The sequence below is a fragment of the Microbacterium sp. K2 genome (assembly GCF_051365005.1).
Taxonomy (GTDB): Bacteria; Actinomycetota; Actinomycetes; order Actinomycetales; family Microbacteriaceae; genus Microbacterium; species Microbacterium foliorum_B.
Genome location: NZ_JBLWII010000001.1, coordinates 695,486 through 710,325, shown reverse-complemented (window position 1 = coordinate 710,325; position 14,840 = coordinate 695,486). Strand labels below are relative to the sequence as shown.

Here is a 14,840-nt window from a genome sequence, read left to right as displayed (position 1 = left end):
TCAGATGTCGAGCGAGTCGCCCGGTTCGAGGACCGAGAACTCTCCGCCGCCCTGCTCGGTCGCCCACTGCAGTCGCTGGCGGTGCATCGTCTTGCCTGCCACCGAGAGGGTCATGTCGTGAGTGCCGAAAGCCCGACGAGGGCGCACCGCGAGGACGTAGTCCATGGCCTCGCCGATCTTCAGCCAGGGTGCCCCGAGCGGAGCGGCGAGCGTGCCGACCTCGACTCCCTCTGGAACCGCGTAGGAGTCGCCGGGGTAGTAGAAGGCGTCGTTGACCAGTACGCCCACGTTCTCGACCGTGGGCAGCGACGAGTGGATCACCTCGTGCGTGCCACCGAAGAAGCGGAGCGTGAAGGCACCGACCTCGACGGTCTCTCCCGGAGCGACCTCTGAGATGTCGTAGCCCTCGGCCGCACGGGCGACGCCGGCAGGAGCGTAGATCGGAGTGCCGGGGGCGGCGCGGAGGATCCGATCCAGGTGCTCGGGCGTCCAGTGGTCGGGGTGCTCGTGGGTGATCACGACGGCGACGAGGCCCGAGAGATCGTTCAGGGGAGCGGTGAACGAACCAGGATCGATCAGGAGGATGTCATCGCCCTGCTGGATGCGAAGAGCGGCATGTTCGAATTTCGTGATGCGCATGAGGTGAGTCAACTCCTTCGCAGCCTCTCTGGCAAACCGCCGAGCCAGCGCGCCACGCCCGGGAATCGACGAGGGCTCGGCTCGATTTGGCGGCGCGAGAATCGTCATGGCATACTTGTTGAGTTGTCGCGGCACGGAAACGTTCCGCCAGACGGCCCCATCGTATAGCGGCCTAGTACGCTGCCCTCTCACGGCGGTAACGCGGGTTCGAATCCCGCTGGGGTCACAACAAGCGAAAGCCCTCGGTTCTCCGAGGGCTTTCGTCGTTTCCGAGTGGTCCCTCTGTCCGGCTGGCCGCGCTCAGCGGCAAGCCGGACCGAGGTCAGTCCACGTTGGAGCTTGAGTTCGAGTTCGAGCTCGCGCTCGAGGCCGCGGCGCGACGGGAGCGGCGCGACCGACGGACGATCCACACGATCAGCACCACCACGCCGCCCAGAGCGAGCCACGGCAGGATGAACCCGACGGCGATGACCAGGGCGTTCATCGAGGACACGAGGCCGTTCCAGCCGGCGAGGAGCCCGTCGGAGAACCCGGCAGGGTCGGCGGTGGTCGCGGCGGCGGTGCGAGTCAGCTGAACCGTGAGACTCGACATCGCGACCTGGTCCTCGAGCGATGCGAGCTGCTGCTCGTACGCCTCGAGCTGTCCCTGGCGTTCCGTGAGCGCGACCTCCGCCTCGATGAGCTCCGCGACGGTGCCCGTCTGCGACATCAGCTCGCTGAGTCGCTCGACGGATGCCCGGGTTGCGTCGATGCGAGCGCGCAGGTCGATCGCGGTCGAGGTCACATCCTGCTTCGAGATCGACGACGAGACCACATCTCCCGATTCGGCCAGTTCATCGATGACCGCGGGGAGATCCGCCGAAGGCACTCGGATGCTGATCCAGCCGTAGCTCGAGTCCGCCGGCGCAGGCGCGCGGGCGGAGGTGTCGTCGACGGCCATGTTCCTGCCGACCTCGGTGCTTTCGACGTAGCCGCCGCGCGACTCGGCCAGTGCGCCGATCGCGTCAGCAGCATCCGCGATGTCCTTGACCTCCACCGTCGCGGTGGCGGTCGCGATGATCTCACGATCAGCCACTGCGGAATCATCGGCCATCGGCGCAGACTCGGCCGTGTCCGTCGCAGTCGACGGTGCGCCCTGCTCGGTGGCGCCCGAGCGGGACTCCTCCGTGACGACCATGTCTCCGCCCTCGGCCGTGCTCGTCGCCGAACCGCCCACCGCGGTGAGGATCGGGGGAGTGACGAGGACGCCGATGACGAACGCGGCTGCGATCCCCGCGCCGGTCAGCCACCGACGCCGGCGATTTCGAGCCCCGGCCGCGGGTGGCGCCTGACGTAGTCGTTCGGCGGCGATGTCGTCGAACACGGCTGTCTCGATGCGGGCCACTGCCGCATCGGTGAGCTCGGGCAGCTGCTCGGTGCTGGGCTTGTCGTTCATGCGTCGCTCGCTTCCTTCACGGCACCGCGTAGTCGGGTGCGGACTCGGGAGAGACGGTTCCGAACGATCGCATGGCTCACGCCGAGCTCCTCGGCCGCGGCCTGGTAGGCATAGCCCTCGGCGGCGCACAGGCGGAAGATCGCGCGGTCGAGGTCGCTCAGAGTGCCGACCTCGGCGGCGATCCGCTCCGCGAGGTCTGCGGTGATCACCTGCTCCTCGACGCTGATCGTCGAGGGCAGAGCCTCATCCACCGCATCCGTCGTGTGGGCCTGGTCGCGCCGGCGCTGACGAAGGCGGTTCGAGGCCTGGAAGCGGCAGATCGTCGCGAGCCACGGGAGGATCGAGTCTCCCTGCAGCTCGAACCCCGGCAGTTTCCGCCATGCCGTGACGAAGGTCTCCTGCGTCACGTCCTCGGCATCGGCGGGCGAGCCGAGCATGCCGTGCGCGATCCAGTAGACCGGGCGGACGTATGAGCGGTACAGCTCACGGAAGGCGCTCTCGTCACCTGCCGCGGCCTGCGCCGCCACTCTCTGATCACTCGTCTGCACTGGCATCCCGATTCCGTTCGGTGTCTCTCACCTGGGAAGTGTCGAAGGATGCCCCATCGTCTCAGATCAGTGTGCGGGCTGCGCGTGCGCCTTCGCGAGCGTCTGCTGAGACATGCGGTCGATCCAGGCGAGTGCGACAGCCGAGACGATGAACACCATGTGGATGACGACCTGCCAGAGCACGCCGATGGGGGTGTACTTCTCGCCGTCCGTGCTGATCCCGTTCTCGCTCATGCCTCCGACCTCGATGAAGGTCTTGAGCAGGTGGATCGATGAGATTCCGATGATCGCCATCGCCAGCTTCACCTTGAGGACGTTGGCGTTGACGTGCGAGAGCCACTCGGGCTGGTCGGGGTGACCGTCGACGTTGATGCGCGAGACGAACGTCTCATAGCCGCCGATGATCACCATGATGAGCAGGTTGGCGATCATCACGACATCGATCAGACCGAGCACGGCCAGCATGATCACCGCTTCGTCGAGGTGCGTGATGTCGTGGATGACGCCCTCGATGAGATGCCACAGCTCGACCATGAAGACGATCACGTAGACGAGCTGCGCGACGATCAGCCCGAGATACAGCGGGGCCTGCAGCCAGCGGCTGACGAAGATGAGGGATCCGATCGCCCGAGCCCAGGAATTCTGAGACCGAGGGGCGAGGGGAGGGATGCCGTTCGGGGCGGTGTCTGGGTGCGAGGTCGAGGTCACGTCGACTATTCCACCACGGGCCCGTCGCTCCGCTAACATTGCTGACGCGAGAGGGAGTATCCCGCAAGCGCACCCACCGTCATCACGAGCACCGTCATCGCTGCTCCGGTCGTGCGGCGCACTCTGTGCGTGGGAGAGACTTTCGGCGTTCTCCCTACCCTCCGAAAGGTGCTGTACGCCCTTGGAAATCCCCGTCTGGTTCGAGATCACCTCGATGATCGTCCTCACGATCATCCTGATCGGCGACCTGCTTCTGATCCGTCTCCGTCCCCACATCCCCTCGACCAAGGAGTCGACGCTGTGGGTCGTGTTCTACGTCGCCCTCGCGCTGCTCTTCGCTGTGCTCCTCGGGAGCGTGTCCGGTTGGCGCAACGCGGGTGACTTCATCACCGGCTGGGCACTCGAGTACAGCCTGTCCATCGACAACCTGTTCGTCTTCGTGCTGATCATGGCTCAGTTCGCCGTGCCGCGACGCCTGCAGCAGCAGGTGCTGATGGTCGGCATCATCATCGCGCTCGTCCTGCGCGGCGCATTCATCCTCGTCGGAGTGGCGATCGTCGAGAACTTCTCGCCGATCTTCTACGTCTTCGGCGCGTTCCTGATCTACACCGCGATCAAGCAGGCGATGCCCGAGGGCGAGCACGAAGACGATGTGAAGAAGGAGAACTTCATCGTGCGCCTGCTGCGGCGCCGAATCGACATCAGTGAGACGTACGACGGGTCGAAGCTGCGCACGACCGTCGACGGCAAGCGCATGTGGACCCCGATGGTGATCGTCTTCATCACGATCGGCGTGACCGACCTGATCTTCGCGATCGACTCGATCCCCGCGATCTTCGAGATCACCACCAACGGGTTCCTCGTCTTCGCCGCGAACATCTTCGCGCTCATGGGGCTGCGTCAGCTCTACTTCCTGCTCGGCGACCTGCTCGATCGCCTGCGCTATCTGCACTACGGCATCGCCGTGATCCTCGGCTTCATCGGCATCAAGCTGATCCTGCACGCGCTGCACGAGAACGAGCTGCCCTTCATCAACGGCGGCGAGCACGTCGAGTGGGTGCCCGACATCGACAACATGGTGTCGCTGGGAGTCATCGTCGTGTCGATGACCGTTGCGACGGTCGCCAGTCTCATCGCATCCTCGCGCGAGAAGTCGGCGGCGAAGAAGGCGCTGAACGTCGAGTGACCCCAGCCCGCTCACTCGGCTGACCAGAGGAGCTCCGCTTCGAGGGTGAGATCGATGACCTGACCCAGCAGGGCGCCGAGTGAGTTGGACTGCAGCAGGGCGTACTGGTCGTACTCGCCCAGCGGTGCGATCGCGGCGAGCTGCCAGGCCGCGGCGAGCGGGTCGTCTGACAGTTCGGTGTCGGCGTCCCACGGCGAGTCCACGCGCGCGAGGACCCGACGCACGATCGTCTCGGCCTCGGTGCGCAAGGGGGTGAGGGCGTCGTGCCACGTCAGCTGAGGCAGCTGCGTGACCTCTGCGCGGGGATAGGGCGCGTCGTCGAGCCACTGATCGACCGTGAAGCGGGCGGTGCCGACCGCGAGGGTGTGCAGCACCTCGGCGTCGGCCGCTACGCTCACCAGCCGGGCCATCGTGCCGAACCTGCTGCGCCGATCGCCGCCTCCCACCTCGTGACCGCGCTCGATGAGCACGACGCCGAACTGCGGGTCGTCGTCGTCGAGCAGATGCCCGATCATCGTGAGGTACCTCGGCTCGAAGACGCGGAGCGGCAGCGGTGTGTAGGGAAAGAGAACCGACCCGAGCGGGAACATCGGTATTTCAGCCATGCCCCCAGTCAACACCGCGCGACGTACAGTGAACAGATGCGCAGACCTCAGCCCATCGCTCCGTCGCCCGGACAGGAATCCGTGTGGGACTATCCGCGCCCACCGAGGGTCGAGCAGGTGCCCGAGCGCATCACGATCCGTCTCGGCGGCGATCTCATCGCCGATACGCGGAATGCCGTGCGGGTGCTCGAGACCAGTCACCCGCCGGTGTACTACCTGCCGATCACCGACTTCATCGAGGGCGCGCTCTCGGAGGCCTCCGGCTCATCGTTCTGCGAGTTCAAGGGCTCGGCGCGCTATCTCGACGTGCGTGGCGGAGGCCTGGTGGCCGCGGGCGCGGCATGGAACTACCCGCATCCGTCGCCCGGTTTCGAGGTGCTGAGCACCCGGGTGGCCGTGTACGCGGGGCCGATGGACGAGTGCACCGTCGGCGATGAGGTCGTCGCGCCACAGCCTGGCGGGTTCTACGGCGGCTGGGTGACGTCGTCCGTCTTCGGCCCGTTCAAGGGTGTGCCGGGATCCATGGGCTGGTGACACCGGCTTCACCCCCCCCCGTCAGAACGCGCGCAGGTTGGCCTGCAGACCGCCGTCGACATACTCGCGTCGCAGGATGCCACGGCGCCGCAGCACCGGCACGAGCTCGTCGAGCGTACGGTGCAGCGTCACGGGGTGGAAGTCGCCCCACAGCAGCACGCCGTCGTTGCCCCATTCGCCGAGTTCCTCGATCAGATCGGCGAACTCCTCGGCTGTCCCGACGAAGCCCGAGCGGTCGGCGATGCGTCCGGCGCGGGCGAGGGCGGTGAGATGGGCGCGCAGCGGAGCGTCCTCGCCGCGGTGGCCGACCAGACGCTGGATGCTGCCGCGCGAGACGTGCTCACCGAAGATCGACACGTCGAGCGGTCGGTCGAGGTCGAGCGACGTGAGGTCGGTCTCGAGATCACTGGACTGTTTGCGAGCGATCTGCACGAGGGTCGAGTCGTCGGGGTGCGCGGATGCAGCGACGATTCGGTCTGCCTCCTCGGGGGACGACGTGATCACGGGCTGGATCGCGAACAGGATCTTGATGTCGGCGGCCGAACGCCCGGAGGCGATCGCCGCGTCGTGGATCTTCGCGCGGTAGCTGCGCACGGATGCCTCGTCGAGCGGAGCGAGGGCGAGTTGGACGTCGGAGTTGGCGCCGGCGAATCCGAGGCCGCGCCCCGAGCCGCCGGGGGAGACGATCGCCGGCTCCCCATCGGTGAACGGCACGGCGTTCAAGGGGCCGTCGAACGCGAAGTGCTCGCCGCGGTGCCGCACGGTGCTCAGCTTCGAGCCGTCCGCGAACACGTCGGTCTCCCGATCGCCGACCAGCGCTCCGTCGCCCCAGCTGCGCCAGAGCGACCGGATGCCGGAGAGCCATTCCTCGGCCCGGTCGTAGGCGGCATCGTGTCCGAGCTGCGCCGCCGCGGAGAAGTGACGCGCGCTGCCGGTGTCGGTCACGACGTTGAGTCCGAGACGGTGGCCGCTGAGGTGCTGGAGGGTCGAGAACTGCCGCGCCGCGGTGTAGGGAAGGTAGGCCGCCGGGTTCACGGTGGGCACGACTCCGAGGTGGCGTGTCGCCTGGAACAGATACGGAGCGAGAAGCAGCGGGTCGTGCTTGGGGCCTCCGAAAGCGTGGCGCACGCGGAGGTCGATCGTGTCCGGGGAGCCGAGAGACGGCGCGTCCTCGATGATGACGAGGTCGAAGCCGGCCTGCTCGAGGGTCCGCGCCGCCTCCTGATAGATCTCGGGACGCGTCCAGTCGTAGTCCCAGTCCAGAGACGGATAGCCCCACCCCTGGGGACCGAAACCGCGAGCGAGGAACCAGCCGAAGTGCTGGGGCCCGGTCATGCGACGGCCTCTCGCGCCGGCTCGAGCACCCGGGCGAGATCGGCGATGAGGTCGGACACGTCTTCGATGCCGACCGACAGTCGAAGTGTTCCCGGTTGGACGCCGAGGATGTCGCGCTCTTCCGGTGTCCTGTGCGAATGACTGGTGGTCGCGGGATGCAGCACCAGCGAGCGCACGTCGCCGATGTGGGTCATGTGCGTGAAGACCTCGACACTCTCGACGAAGTCCCGCGCGGCGTCGATGCCTCCGCGGAGGGTGAACGTGAAGATCGACCCGTACCCGCCGTGCAGATACCGCTGTGCGAGGGCGTGATCGGGGTGGGTCTCGAGGCCCACGTGATCGACGCTCTCGACTGCATCGTGTGCCGCCAGCCAACGGGCCACCTCGAGCGCGTTGCGCGACTGTCGTTCGACTCGGAGGCCGAGGGTCTCAGCGCCCTGTCCGATCAGGAACGCGTTGAGAGGAGACGGGGAGGCGCCGAAACGGGGAGCCACCGATTCGCGGGCATAGGCGATCCGAGCGTTGCCGCCATGGCGGGCGAAGACGCTCGGGAAGCCCCCGCGCCCTGGGAGCACGAGATGAGGAGCCTTGTGACCGGCCTTCTCGGCGTCGAAGCGACCGTCATCGAGGATCACACCTCCGAGCACCGACCCGTGACCTGCGAGGAACTTCGATGCGGAATGCACGACCATCGCGGCGCCGTGCTCGATCGGACGCAGCAGGAAGGGGGTCGCGAGTGTGTTGTCGACGATGAGGGGGATCGCGAACTCGTCCGCGACCGCGCTCACTGCGGCGATGTCGAGGATGTCGTTGCGCGCGTTCGCGATCGACTCCGCGAACAGTGCGCGCGTCGTGGGGCGGATCGCATCCCGCCACGCATTCGGATCGGCGATCTCGTCGATGAACGTCGTCTCGATGCCGAGGCGCGCGAGGTTGTCGAGCAGGAGCCCCCGGGTGCCCTCGTAGATGTGCGTCGATGACACGATGTGGTCTCCGGCGCCGGCCACGGTCAGCAGCGCCGTGACGACCGCGGCCTGACCGCTCGCGACGAGCACCGCCTCCGCGGCCGATTCGAGGGAGGCGAGCTGCCGTTCGACGGCGCTCACCGTCGGGTTACCCGTGCGGGTGTAGCCGAAGCCGGCGCCGGTGCCGAAGTGGTCGGCCGCGTGGTCGAAGTCGTCGAACTCGAAGCCCGCCGTCAGATAGATCGGTGTCGCCCTCGACGACGCAGCGCCCTGATTCCGGGCGGCGTGGACCGCTCTGGTGGCGAAGCCGGTCGTGTCGTCGGTCATGCGGATGCCTCTCGAAGGTGCGGGTGACAGTAGCGTGTCATGCGGCGACTCCGGTCGCTGAAGCGGTGGTAATCTGACGTCATGCGGATCGTGCTCCTCCTTAGCGGCCGCGACGAGACCTCGTTCTGAGCCCCTCCTCGTCGCGGAGTCCATCGTGGGCCGAACCGCCAGCTTCAGGAGAGACGCAATGAACATCCCCGCAGCAGATACCGCTCCCGCACGTCCCAGGACCCTCGCTGAGAAGGTCTGGGACGACCACCTCGTCGTCAAGGGCGAGAACGGCGAGCCGGACCTCATCTACATCGACCTGCACCTGGTGCACGAGGTCACGAGCCCTCAGGCGTTCGACGGACTGCGAACGGAGGGTCGTCCGCTGCGCCGACTCGACCTGACGATCGCCACCGAAGACCACAACACGCCCACGTGGGACATCGACAAGCCCATCGCCGATCTCACCAGCCGAACCCAGATCGAGACGCTGCGCCGCAACGCCGCCGAGTTCGGCGTGCGTCTGCACTCGCTGGGTGATGCCGAGCAGGGCATCGTGCACGTCGTGGGTCCGCAGCTGGGACTGACGATGCCGGGCATCACCGTGGTCTGCGGCGACTCCCACACATCGACTCACGGCGCTTTCGGGGCCATGGCGTTCGGCATCGGCACGAGCGAGGTCGAGCACGTCATGGCGACCCAGACACTGCCGCTCAAGCCGTTCAAGACGATGGCCATCACGGTCGAGGGGACGCTGCGTCCCGGGGTGACGGCAAAGGACATCATCCTCGCCGTGATCGCGAAGATCACGACGGGTGGCGGTCAGGGGTACGTCCTGGAGTTCCGCGGCAGTGCGATCCGCGCGCTGTCCATGGAAGGCCGCATGACCATCTGCAACATGTCGATCGAGGCCGGCGCCCGCGCGGGCATGGTCGCTCCCGACGAGACGACCTTCGAGTACCTGAAGGGTCGTCCGCACGCGCCCAAGGGCCAGGATTGGGACGACGCCGTCGCCTACTGGCGCACGCTCCCGACCGATGAGGGCGCGACGTTCGACGCCGATGTCTTCATCGACGCCGACGAGCTCGAGCCCTTCGTGACGTGGGGCACCAACCCAGGTCAGGGCAGCTCGCTGTCAGCAGCAGTTCCCGACCCCGCTCAGATCGCCGACGCCAACGAGCGCGCCGCCGCGGAGCGCGCGCTCGAGTACATGGATCTGGTCCCCGGTACGCCGCTCAAGGAAGTGCCGGTCGACGCGGTCTTCATGGGGTCGTGCACGAACAGCCGCATCGAGGACCTCCGCGCGTTCGCATCGATCATCGAAGGCAAGAAGAAGGCCGACGGCGTCCGTGTCATGGTCGTGCCGGGTTCGGCCCGCGTGCGGCTCGAGGCCGAGGCTGAAGGCCTCGACAAGATCATCAAGGACTTCGGCGCAGAGTGGCGTTTCGCCGGCTGCTCGATGTGCCTCGGAATGAACCCCGATCAGCTCGCTCCGGGCGAGCGGTGCGCATCGACGTCGAATCGCAACTTCGAGGGTCGGCAGGGCAAGGGCGGTCGCACGCACCTGGTGTCGCCGCTCGTCGCCGCGGCGACCGCGATCCGCGGCACGTTGTCGAGTCCCAGCGACCTGAACGAGATGGCGGAGGTCTGACCATGGAGAAGTTCATCACCCACACGGGTATCGCCGCTCCGTTGAAGCGCTCGAACGTCGACACCGACCAGATCATCCCGGCCGTGTTCCTCAAGCGCGTCACCAAGACCGGCTTCGAGGATGCGCTGTTCCACGGCTGGCGCCAGGACCCCGAGTTCGTGCTCAACCAGCCCGCTTTCCAGGGAGCGTCGGTGCTCGTCGCCGGACCGGATTTCGGCACCGGATCGAGCCGAGAGCACGCCGTGTGGGCACTGCGAGACTTCGGGTTCGCCGTCGTCCTGAGCCCGCGCTTCGCCGACATCTTCCGAGGCAACTCGGGCAAGCAGGGGCTCCTCGCCGCGACCATCTCGGAAGAGGATCTCGAGCGGATCTGGGCCGAGATCGACCGGAATCCCGGGGCATCCATCACGGTGGACCTCGAGGCGCGGGTGGCGTCGATCGGTGAGATCCAGGCTGACCTCGGGATCGACGATTACACTAGATGGCGGCTCCTTGAAGGGCTCGATGACATCGGGCTCACGCTGCGCAACGAAGACAAGATCGCGCAGTTCGAGGCCCGTCGCGAGTCGTGGCGGCCCCGGACCCTTCCCGTTCAGTGAACGGCGGGGCGGGGGAGCCGAGGGCGACCCCGCCCCGAATTCCGTTGAATGAAGTGAGGCTCCGAATGACGACACCTGTGCGCGACGCTCTTCCGGACGGAGTCCCCCCACTCACCGGAGACGTCCTCGCCATTCGTGGAGGGCGCCCGCTGCGCGGCCGCGTCGACGTCAAGGGCGCGAAGAACCTCGCGACCAAGGCGATGGTCGCCTCGCTCCTCGGAGAGACCGTCAGCGTGCTGCGCGACGTCCCCGCCATCAGCGATGTCGCCGTCGTGCGCTCGCTGCTCGAGGTGCACGGCGTCCGCGTGTCCGACGGCGATGAGCCGGGTGCTCTCGTCTTCGACCCGAGCGACGTCGAATCGGCGCACTTCGAGGAGATCGACGCCCATGCCGGCGCGTCCCGCATCCCGATCCTCTTCTGCGGACCCCTCCTGCACCGTCTGGGGCAGGCCTTCATCCCCGACCTCGGCGGATGCCGCATCGGCGACCGCCCGATCGACTTCCACCTGGACGCGCTCCGCAAGTTCGGCGCGATCGTCGAGAAGCTGCCGAGCGGCATCCGCCTCTCCACCGGCGGCACGCGTCTGCACGGTGCCAACATCCACCTGCCGTACCCGAGCGTCGGAGCCACCGAGCAGGTGCTGCTGACCGCCGTTCGCGCCGAGGGCACGACTGAGCTGCGCAACGCCGCCATCGAGCCCGAGATCATGGATCTGATCGCCGTGCTGCAGAAGATGGGCGCGATCATCTCGTACGAGCCGAACCGCGTCATCCTCATCGAGGGCGTCGAGACTCTGCGCGGCTACGACCACCGGTCGATCTTCGACCGCAACGAGGCAGCCTCCTGGGCATCCGCGGCGCTGGCCACCGACGGCGAGATCTTCGTCGGCGGAGCCAAGCAGCAGGAGATGCTCACCTTCCTCAACATCTTCCGCAAGGCGGGCGGCTGGTTCGACATCAAGGAGGACGGCATCCTCTTCCGCCGCGACGGCGAGCTCAAGCCCGTCGTCGTCGAGACGGACGTGCACCCCGGCTTCATGACCGACTGGCAGCAGCCGCTCGTGGTCGCGCTGACGCAGGCCAACGGCCGGTCGGTCGTGCACGAGACGGTCTATGAGAACCGTCTCGGCTTCACCGACGCGCTCGTCAAGATGGGCGCCGACATCGTCGTGCACCCCCGCGGACTGCAGGACGGGCCCCGCCGCGTTCCGCGCCGCGATCTCGAGCAGGCCGCGGTCATCACCGGCCCGACCCCGCTGCATGCTGCGGACATCGTCGTTCCAGACCTGCGCGGCGGGTACAGCCACGTCATCGCGGCCCTGACCGCGGAGGGCGAGTCGAGAGTGTCCGGAGTGGACATCCTCAGCCGTGGCTACGAGAAGTTCCTCGCCAAGCTCGACGCCGTGGGCGCCGACTTCGACGTCATCCGGTGACCCGGATGGGTTCCCGATCACGCGAGACGACGCGGCCCAGTGTGTTCTGGCCGCTCGCGGCGATCGCCGTGCCGTTGATCTCTCTGCTGGCGAAGGTGCGCATCACCGGCGCCGAGAAGCTCCCTCGTGAGGGGGCCTACGTCCTGGCTCCCAACCACTACTCGGAGTTCGATCCGCTCATCGTGGCACTCGCGGTGTGGCGGATCGGGCGCGCGCCCCGATTCATGGCCAAGGAGAGCCTGTTCAAGGTTCCCGTGCTCGGATGGATTCTGCGTCGCACGGGAATGATCCCGGTGGCTCGTTCATCATCGGCATCGGCCGCGAAGCAGACGCTGAAGCAGTCGGCCGAACTGGTCGAGCACGGGCGCGGGGTGATCGTGTACCCCGAGGGCACTCTGACGCGCGATCCCGACATGTGGCCGATGCGCGGCAAATCAGGCGCCGTGCGGCTGGCTCTGACCGACGGCCTTCCGTTGATCCCGATGGCCCAGTGGGGCACCCAGGAGATCATGGGGCGGTACCAGAAGGGGCTGAGCCTGTGGCCGCTGCGCAAGCGCGTGGACGTGATCATCGGCGACCCGGTCGACGTGTCGGACCTGCGTGGCCGTGCGGGAGAGACCGCGGCGCTGAATGAGGCCACCGACCGGCTGATGAACGCGATCACCGCGTTGCTCGAAGAGCTGCGCGGCGAGAAGGCGCCTGCTGAACGCTGGAACCCCGCCTCGCACGGACAGAAGGAGACGGGTCGCCTTGACTCCTAAGCGCAACACGCCAGCGGGCCCCCGAGTCGCCGTCATCGGCGCAGGCAGCTGGGGCACCACATTCGGGAAGATCCTCGCCGACGGCGGTGCGCAGGTCACGATGTGGGCTCGTCGCGCCGAACTCGCGCACGAGATCGACGAGGCCAAGCGCAACTCGCGCTATCTGCCCGGCATCAACCTGCCGCGCACGATGGCGGCGACGCACGAGCTGGCGATCGCACTGCGCGACGTCGACCAGGTGTACCTCTCAGTGCCGAGCCAGTCACTGCGCGAGAACCTCAAGGCGCTGCGACCGCTGCTGTCCGACAACGACGCGAAGATCGTCAGCCTGATGAAGGGCGTCGAACGCACGACGGGGCTGAGGATGAGCCAGGTCATCGAGCAGGAGCTGCGGTGCGATCCCGACCGCATCGCCGTCGCCTCGGGGCCGAACCTCGCGCTCGAGATCGCCCGGGAGCAGCCGACGGCCGCCGTGATCTCCTCGCGCAGCCAGGAGACGGCCGAGGAGGTCGCTCGCGCGGCTCGTAACTCGTACTTCCGAACCTTCGTCAACACCGATGTGATCGGCACGGAGTTCGGGGGAGTGCTGAAGAACCTGATCGCGGTGGCGATCGGCATCGTCGACGGCGTCGGGTACGGCGAGAACACCAAGGCGTCGATCATCACGCGCGGACTCGTCGAGATGACCGACTTCGCGGTCGCCAACGGCGCGCACCCCGAGACGCTCCAGGGGCTCGCGGGTCTGGGAGACCTCATCGCGACGTGCCAGTCTCCGCTGAGCCGCAACAACACGGCCGGGCGCCTGCTCGGCCAGGGATACAGCTTCCAGGACGTCGTCAAGCAGATGCAGCAGACTGCCGAGGGCCTCGCGTCCGTCGCGCCGGTGCTGCAGCTCGCGCGAGAGTCCGAGGTGCACATGCCCATCGTCGAGCAGGTGAAGATGGTGCTCGACGGCAAGATGAACCCGCGCGACATCGCACCCCACCTGACGACGGACGACGACACCCCGCAGGGTGAGAGGACCAACCATGGACAAGCAGACGGTGGTGGTGCTCTTCGGAGGACGCTCCAGCGAGCATTCGATCAGTTCCGCAACGGCGGGCGGAGTGCTGGGCGCGATTGATCGCGATCGTTATGCGGTGATCCCCGTCGGGATCACCCGCGAAGGGGCTTTCGTCCTCGAAGACGACGACCCGTCGAAGTTCCCACTGGATGCAGCACATCTGCCCGAGGTCGCCGACAACGGCACCAGGGTGCTGTGGCCCGAGCCGGGCGGGGATCGGACGTTGCGCGTCGTGCGCCCGGATGGGACCAGCGAATCGCTCGGCCATGTCGATGTCGTGCTGCCGCTGCTGCATGGACTGCATGGCGAGGATGGAGCCATCCAGGGCTTCTTCGAGGTCATCGACATGCCTTACGCGGGCTGCGGCATCCTTGATTCCGCGGTCTCGTTGGACAAGCACTTCACGAAGTTGGCACTCACATCCGCGGGTATTGCGGTATCGCCCGGGATCACGGTGCGGAGGAGCGAGTGGCAGGCCGATCCGGCGATCGTCCGCGATCGGATCGCTTCGCTGGGCGACGTGGTCTTCGTCAAGCCGGCGAGTGCCGGATCGAGCGTCGGCGTGTCGCGCGTCGACCACGGGGACGGCCTCGATGCCGCCATGGAGATCGCGTTCGCCGAAGACGGCAAGGTTCTCGTCGAGACGCAGGTCGTCGGGCGTGAGATCGAGGTGGGCGTTCTGGCCGGGCGCCCAGGCGAGCGGGCACGCGCCTCACTGCCGGGCGAGGTCGTGCTCACCTCACGCAGCTTCTACGACTTCGAGGGCAAGTACCTCGGCGGTGAAGGTGTAGAGATCGTGTGCCCCGCGGACGTCGACGATGTGTTGATCGAGCGGCTGCGCGAGACCGCAGTCCGAGTCTTCGAGGCGGTGGACGCCAAGGGCCTAGCCCGCGTCGACTTCTTCGTGACGCCCTCCGGAGAGCTCGTCGTCAACGAACTCAACACGATGCCCGGATTCACGCCGATCTCGATGTTCCCGAAGTGCTGGGTGGCATCCGGACTCGGCTACGGCGACCTGATCTCCGAGCTGATCGAAGCGGGCCTGCGCCGCTGATCGGGAGGC

The 14,840-nt window shown here is 67.2% G+C and carries 15 protein-coding genes and 1 tRNA gene; 9 read left to right on the top strand and 7 right to left on the bottom strand.

What is annotated here, in order from left to right; translation table 11 throughout:
• Positions 1-639, bottom strand: coding sequence for an MBL fold metallo-hydrolase (locus tag ACLKOY_RS03645; protein ID WP_436452459.1), 639 nt, complete (start codon positions 637-639; stop codon positions 1-3).
• A 153-nt stretch (positions 640-792) separates the two neighbouring features.
• Between ACLKOY_RS03645 and ACLKOY_RS03640 the strand changes: the two genes are divergently transcribed.
• Positions 793-865, top strand: a tRNA-Glu gene (locus ACLKOY_RS03640).
• 96 nt (positions 866-961) lie between these two features.
• Here the strand turns inward: ACLKOY_RS03640 and ACLKOY_RS03635 are convergent.
• From ACLKOY_RS03635 to ACLKOY_RS03625, 3 genes are read right to left on the bottom strand one after another with little or no spacing between them, the layout of a single operon-like run.
• Entirely contained in the window at positions 962-2,074 is a 1,113-nt protein-coding gene (locus ACLKOY_RS03635; protein WP_436452458.1) for a DUF4349 domain-containing protein, read from the bottom strand.
• Complete coding sequence (locus ACLKOY_RS03630; RefSeq protein ID WP_140036912.1) at positions 2,071-2,628, bottom strand: RNA polymerase sigma factor; 558 nt, start codon at positions 2,626-2,628, stop codon at positions 2,071-2,073. Before ACLKOY_RS03630 ends, ACLKOY_RS03635 begins: the two co-directional genes overlap by 4 nt.
• Positions 2,629-2,688: 60 nt before the next feature.
• On the bottom strand, positions 2,689-3,330 hold the full coding sequence (locus tag ACLKOY_RS03625; protein WP_436452457.1) for a TIGR00645 family protein: 642 nt from the start codon (positions 3,328-3,330) through the stop codon (positions 2,689-2,691).
• A gap of 181 nt (positions 3,331-3,511) precedes the next feature.
• Between ACLKOY_RS03625 and ACLKOY_RS03620 the strand changes: the two genes are divergently transcribed.
• Positions 3,512-4,516, top strand: coding sequence for a TerC/Alx family metal homeostasis membrane protein (locus ACLKOY_RS03620; protein WP_436452456.1), 1,005 nt, complete (start codon positions 3,512-3,514; stop codon positions 4,514-4,516).
• Between the two features lie 11 nt (positions 4,517-4,527).
• Here the strand turns inward: ACLKOY_RS03620 and ACLKOY_RS03615 are convergent, their stop codons facing one another.
• Positions 4,528-5,121, bottom strand: a complete 594-nt coding sequence (locus ACLKOY_RS03615; protein WP_436452455.1) for an LON peptidase substrate-binding domain-containing protein — start codon at positions 5,119-5,121, stop codon at positions 4,528-4,530.
• 36 nt (positions 5,122-5,157) lie between these two features.
• Here ACLKOY_RS03615 and ACLKOY_RS03610 point away from each other — a divergent pair, with 36 nt between their 5' ends.
• Entirely contained in the window at positions 5,158-5,655 is a 498-nt protein-coding gene (locus ACLKOY_RS03610; RefSeq protein WP_436452454.1) for a DUF427 domain-containing protein, read from the top strand.
• Positions 5,656-5,676: 21 nt separating this feature from the next.
• Here the strand turns inward: ACLKOY_RS03610 and ACLKOY_RS03605 are convergent, their stop codons facing one another.
• Complete coding sequence (locus ACLKOY_RS03605; RefSeq protein WP_436452453.1) at positions 5,677-6,990, bottom strand: LLM class flavin-dependent oxidoreductase; 1,314 nt, start codon at positions 6,988-6,990, stop codon at positions 5,677-5,679.
• Positions 6,987-8,282 carry an O-acetylhomoserine aminocarboxypropyltransferase/cysteine synthase family protein gene (locus ACLKOY_RS03600; RefSeq protein ID WP_436452452.1) on the bottom strand — a complete coding sequence of 432 codons (1,296 nt, stop codon included), beginning with the start codon at positions 8,280-8,282 and terminating at the stop codon, positions 6,987-6,989. The genes ACLKOY_RS03605 and ACLKOY_RS03600 overlap by 4 nt, the downstream gene beginning before the upstream one ends.
• Positions 8,283-8,469: 187 nt before the next feature.
• Here ACLKOY_RS03600 and leuC point away from each other — a divergent pair, with 187 nt between their 5' ends.
• The 6 genes from leuC to ACLKOY_RS03570 all read left to right on the top strand — a co-directional run bounded on the left by leuC (position 8,470) and on the right by ACLKOY_RS03570 (position 14,831).
• Complete coding sequence (gene leuC / locus ACLKOY_RS03595) at positions 8,470-9,921, top strand: 3-isopropylmalate dehydratase large subunit (RefSeq protein WP_436452451.1); 1,452 nt, start codon at positions 8,470-8,472, stop codon at positions 9,919-9,921.
• Positions 9,922-9,923: 2 nt separating this feature from the next.
• Positions 9,924-10,520 (top strand): 3-isopropylmalate dehydratase small subunit, encoded by a 597-nt coding sequence (gene leuD, locus ACLKOY_RS03590; RefSeq protein WP_363570702.1) that lies wholly within the window; start codon positions 9,924-9,926, stop codon positions 10,518-10,520.
• A gap of 65 nt (positions 10,521-10,585) precedes the next feature.
• The gene (gene murA, locus ACLKOY_RS03585) at positions 10,586-11,953 is read left to right on the top strand and encodes a UDP-N-acetylglucosamine 1-carboxyvinyltransferase (RefSeq protein ID WP_140036921.1); all 1,368 of its coding nucleotides are present in this window, start codon (positions 10,586-10,588) and stop codon (positions 11,951-11,953) included.
• 5 nt (positions 11,954-11,958) lie between these two features.
• Complete coding sequence (locus ACLKOY_RS03580) at positions 11,959-12,714, top strand: lysophospholipid acyltransferase family protein (protein WP_436452450.1); 756 nt, start codon at positions 11,959-11,961, stop codon at positions 12,712-12,714.
• Entirely contained in the window at positions 12,704-13,837 is a 1,134-nt protein-coding gene (locus ACLKOY_RS03575) for an NAD(P)H-dependent glycerol-3-phosphate dehydrogenase (RefSeq protein ID WP_363570698.1), read from the top strand. Before ACLKOY_RS03580 ends, ACLKOY_RS03575 begins: the two co-directional genes overlap by 11 nt.
• A complete protein-coding gene (locus ACLKOY_RS03570) occupies positions 13,743-14,831 on the top strand; it encodes a D-alanine--D-alanine ligase family protein (protein WP_436452449.1) in 1,089 nt (362 codons plus the stop codon). Before ACLKOY_RS03575 ends, ACLKOY_RS03570 begins: the two co-directional genes overlap by 95 nt.
• The last annotated feature ends 9 nt before the right edge of the window (positions 14,832-14,840 follow it).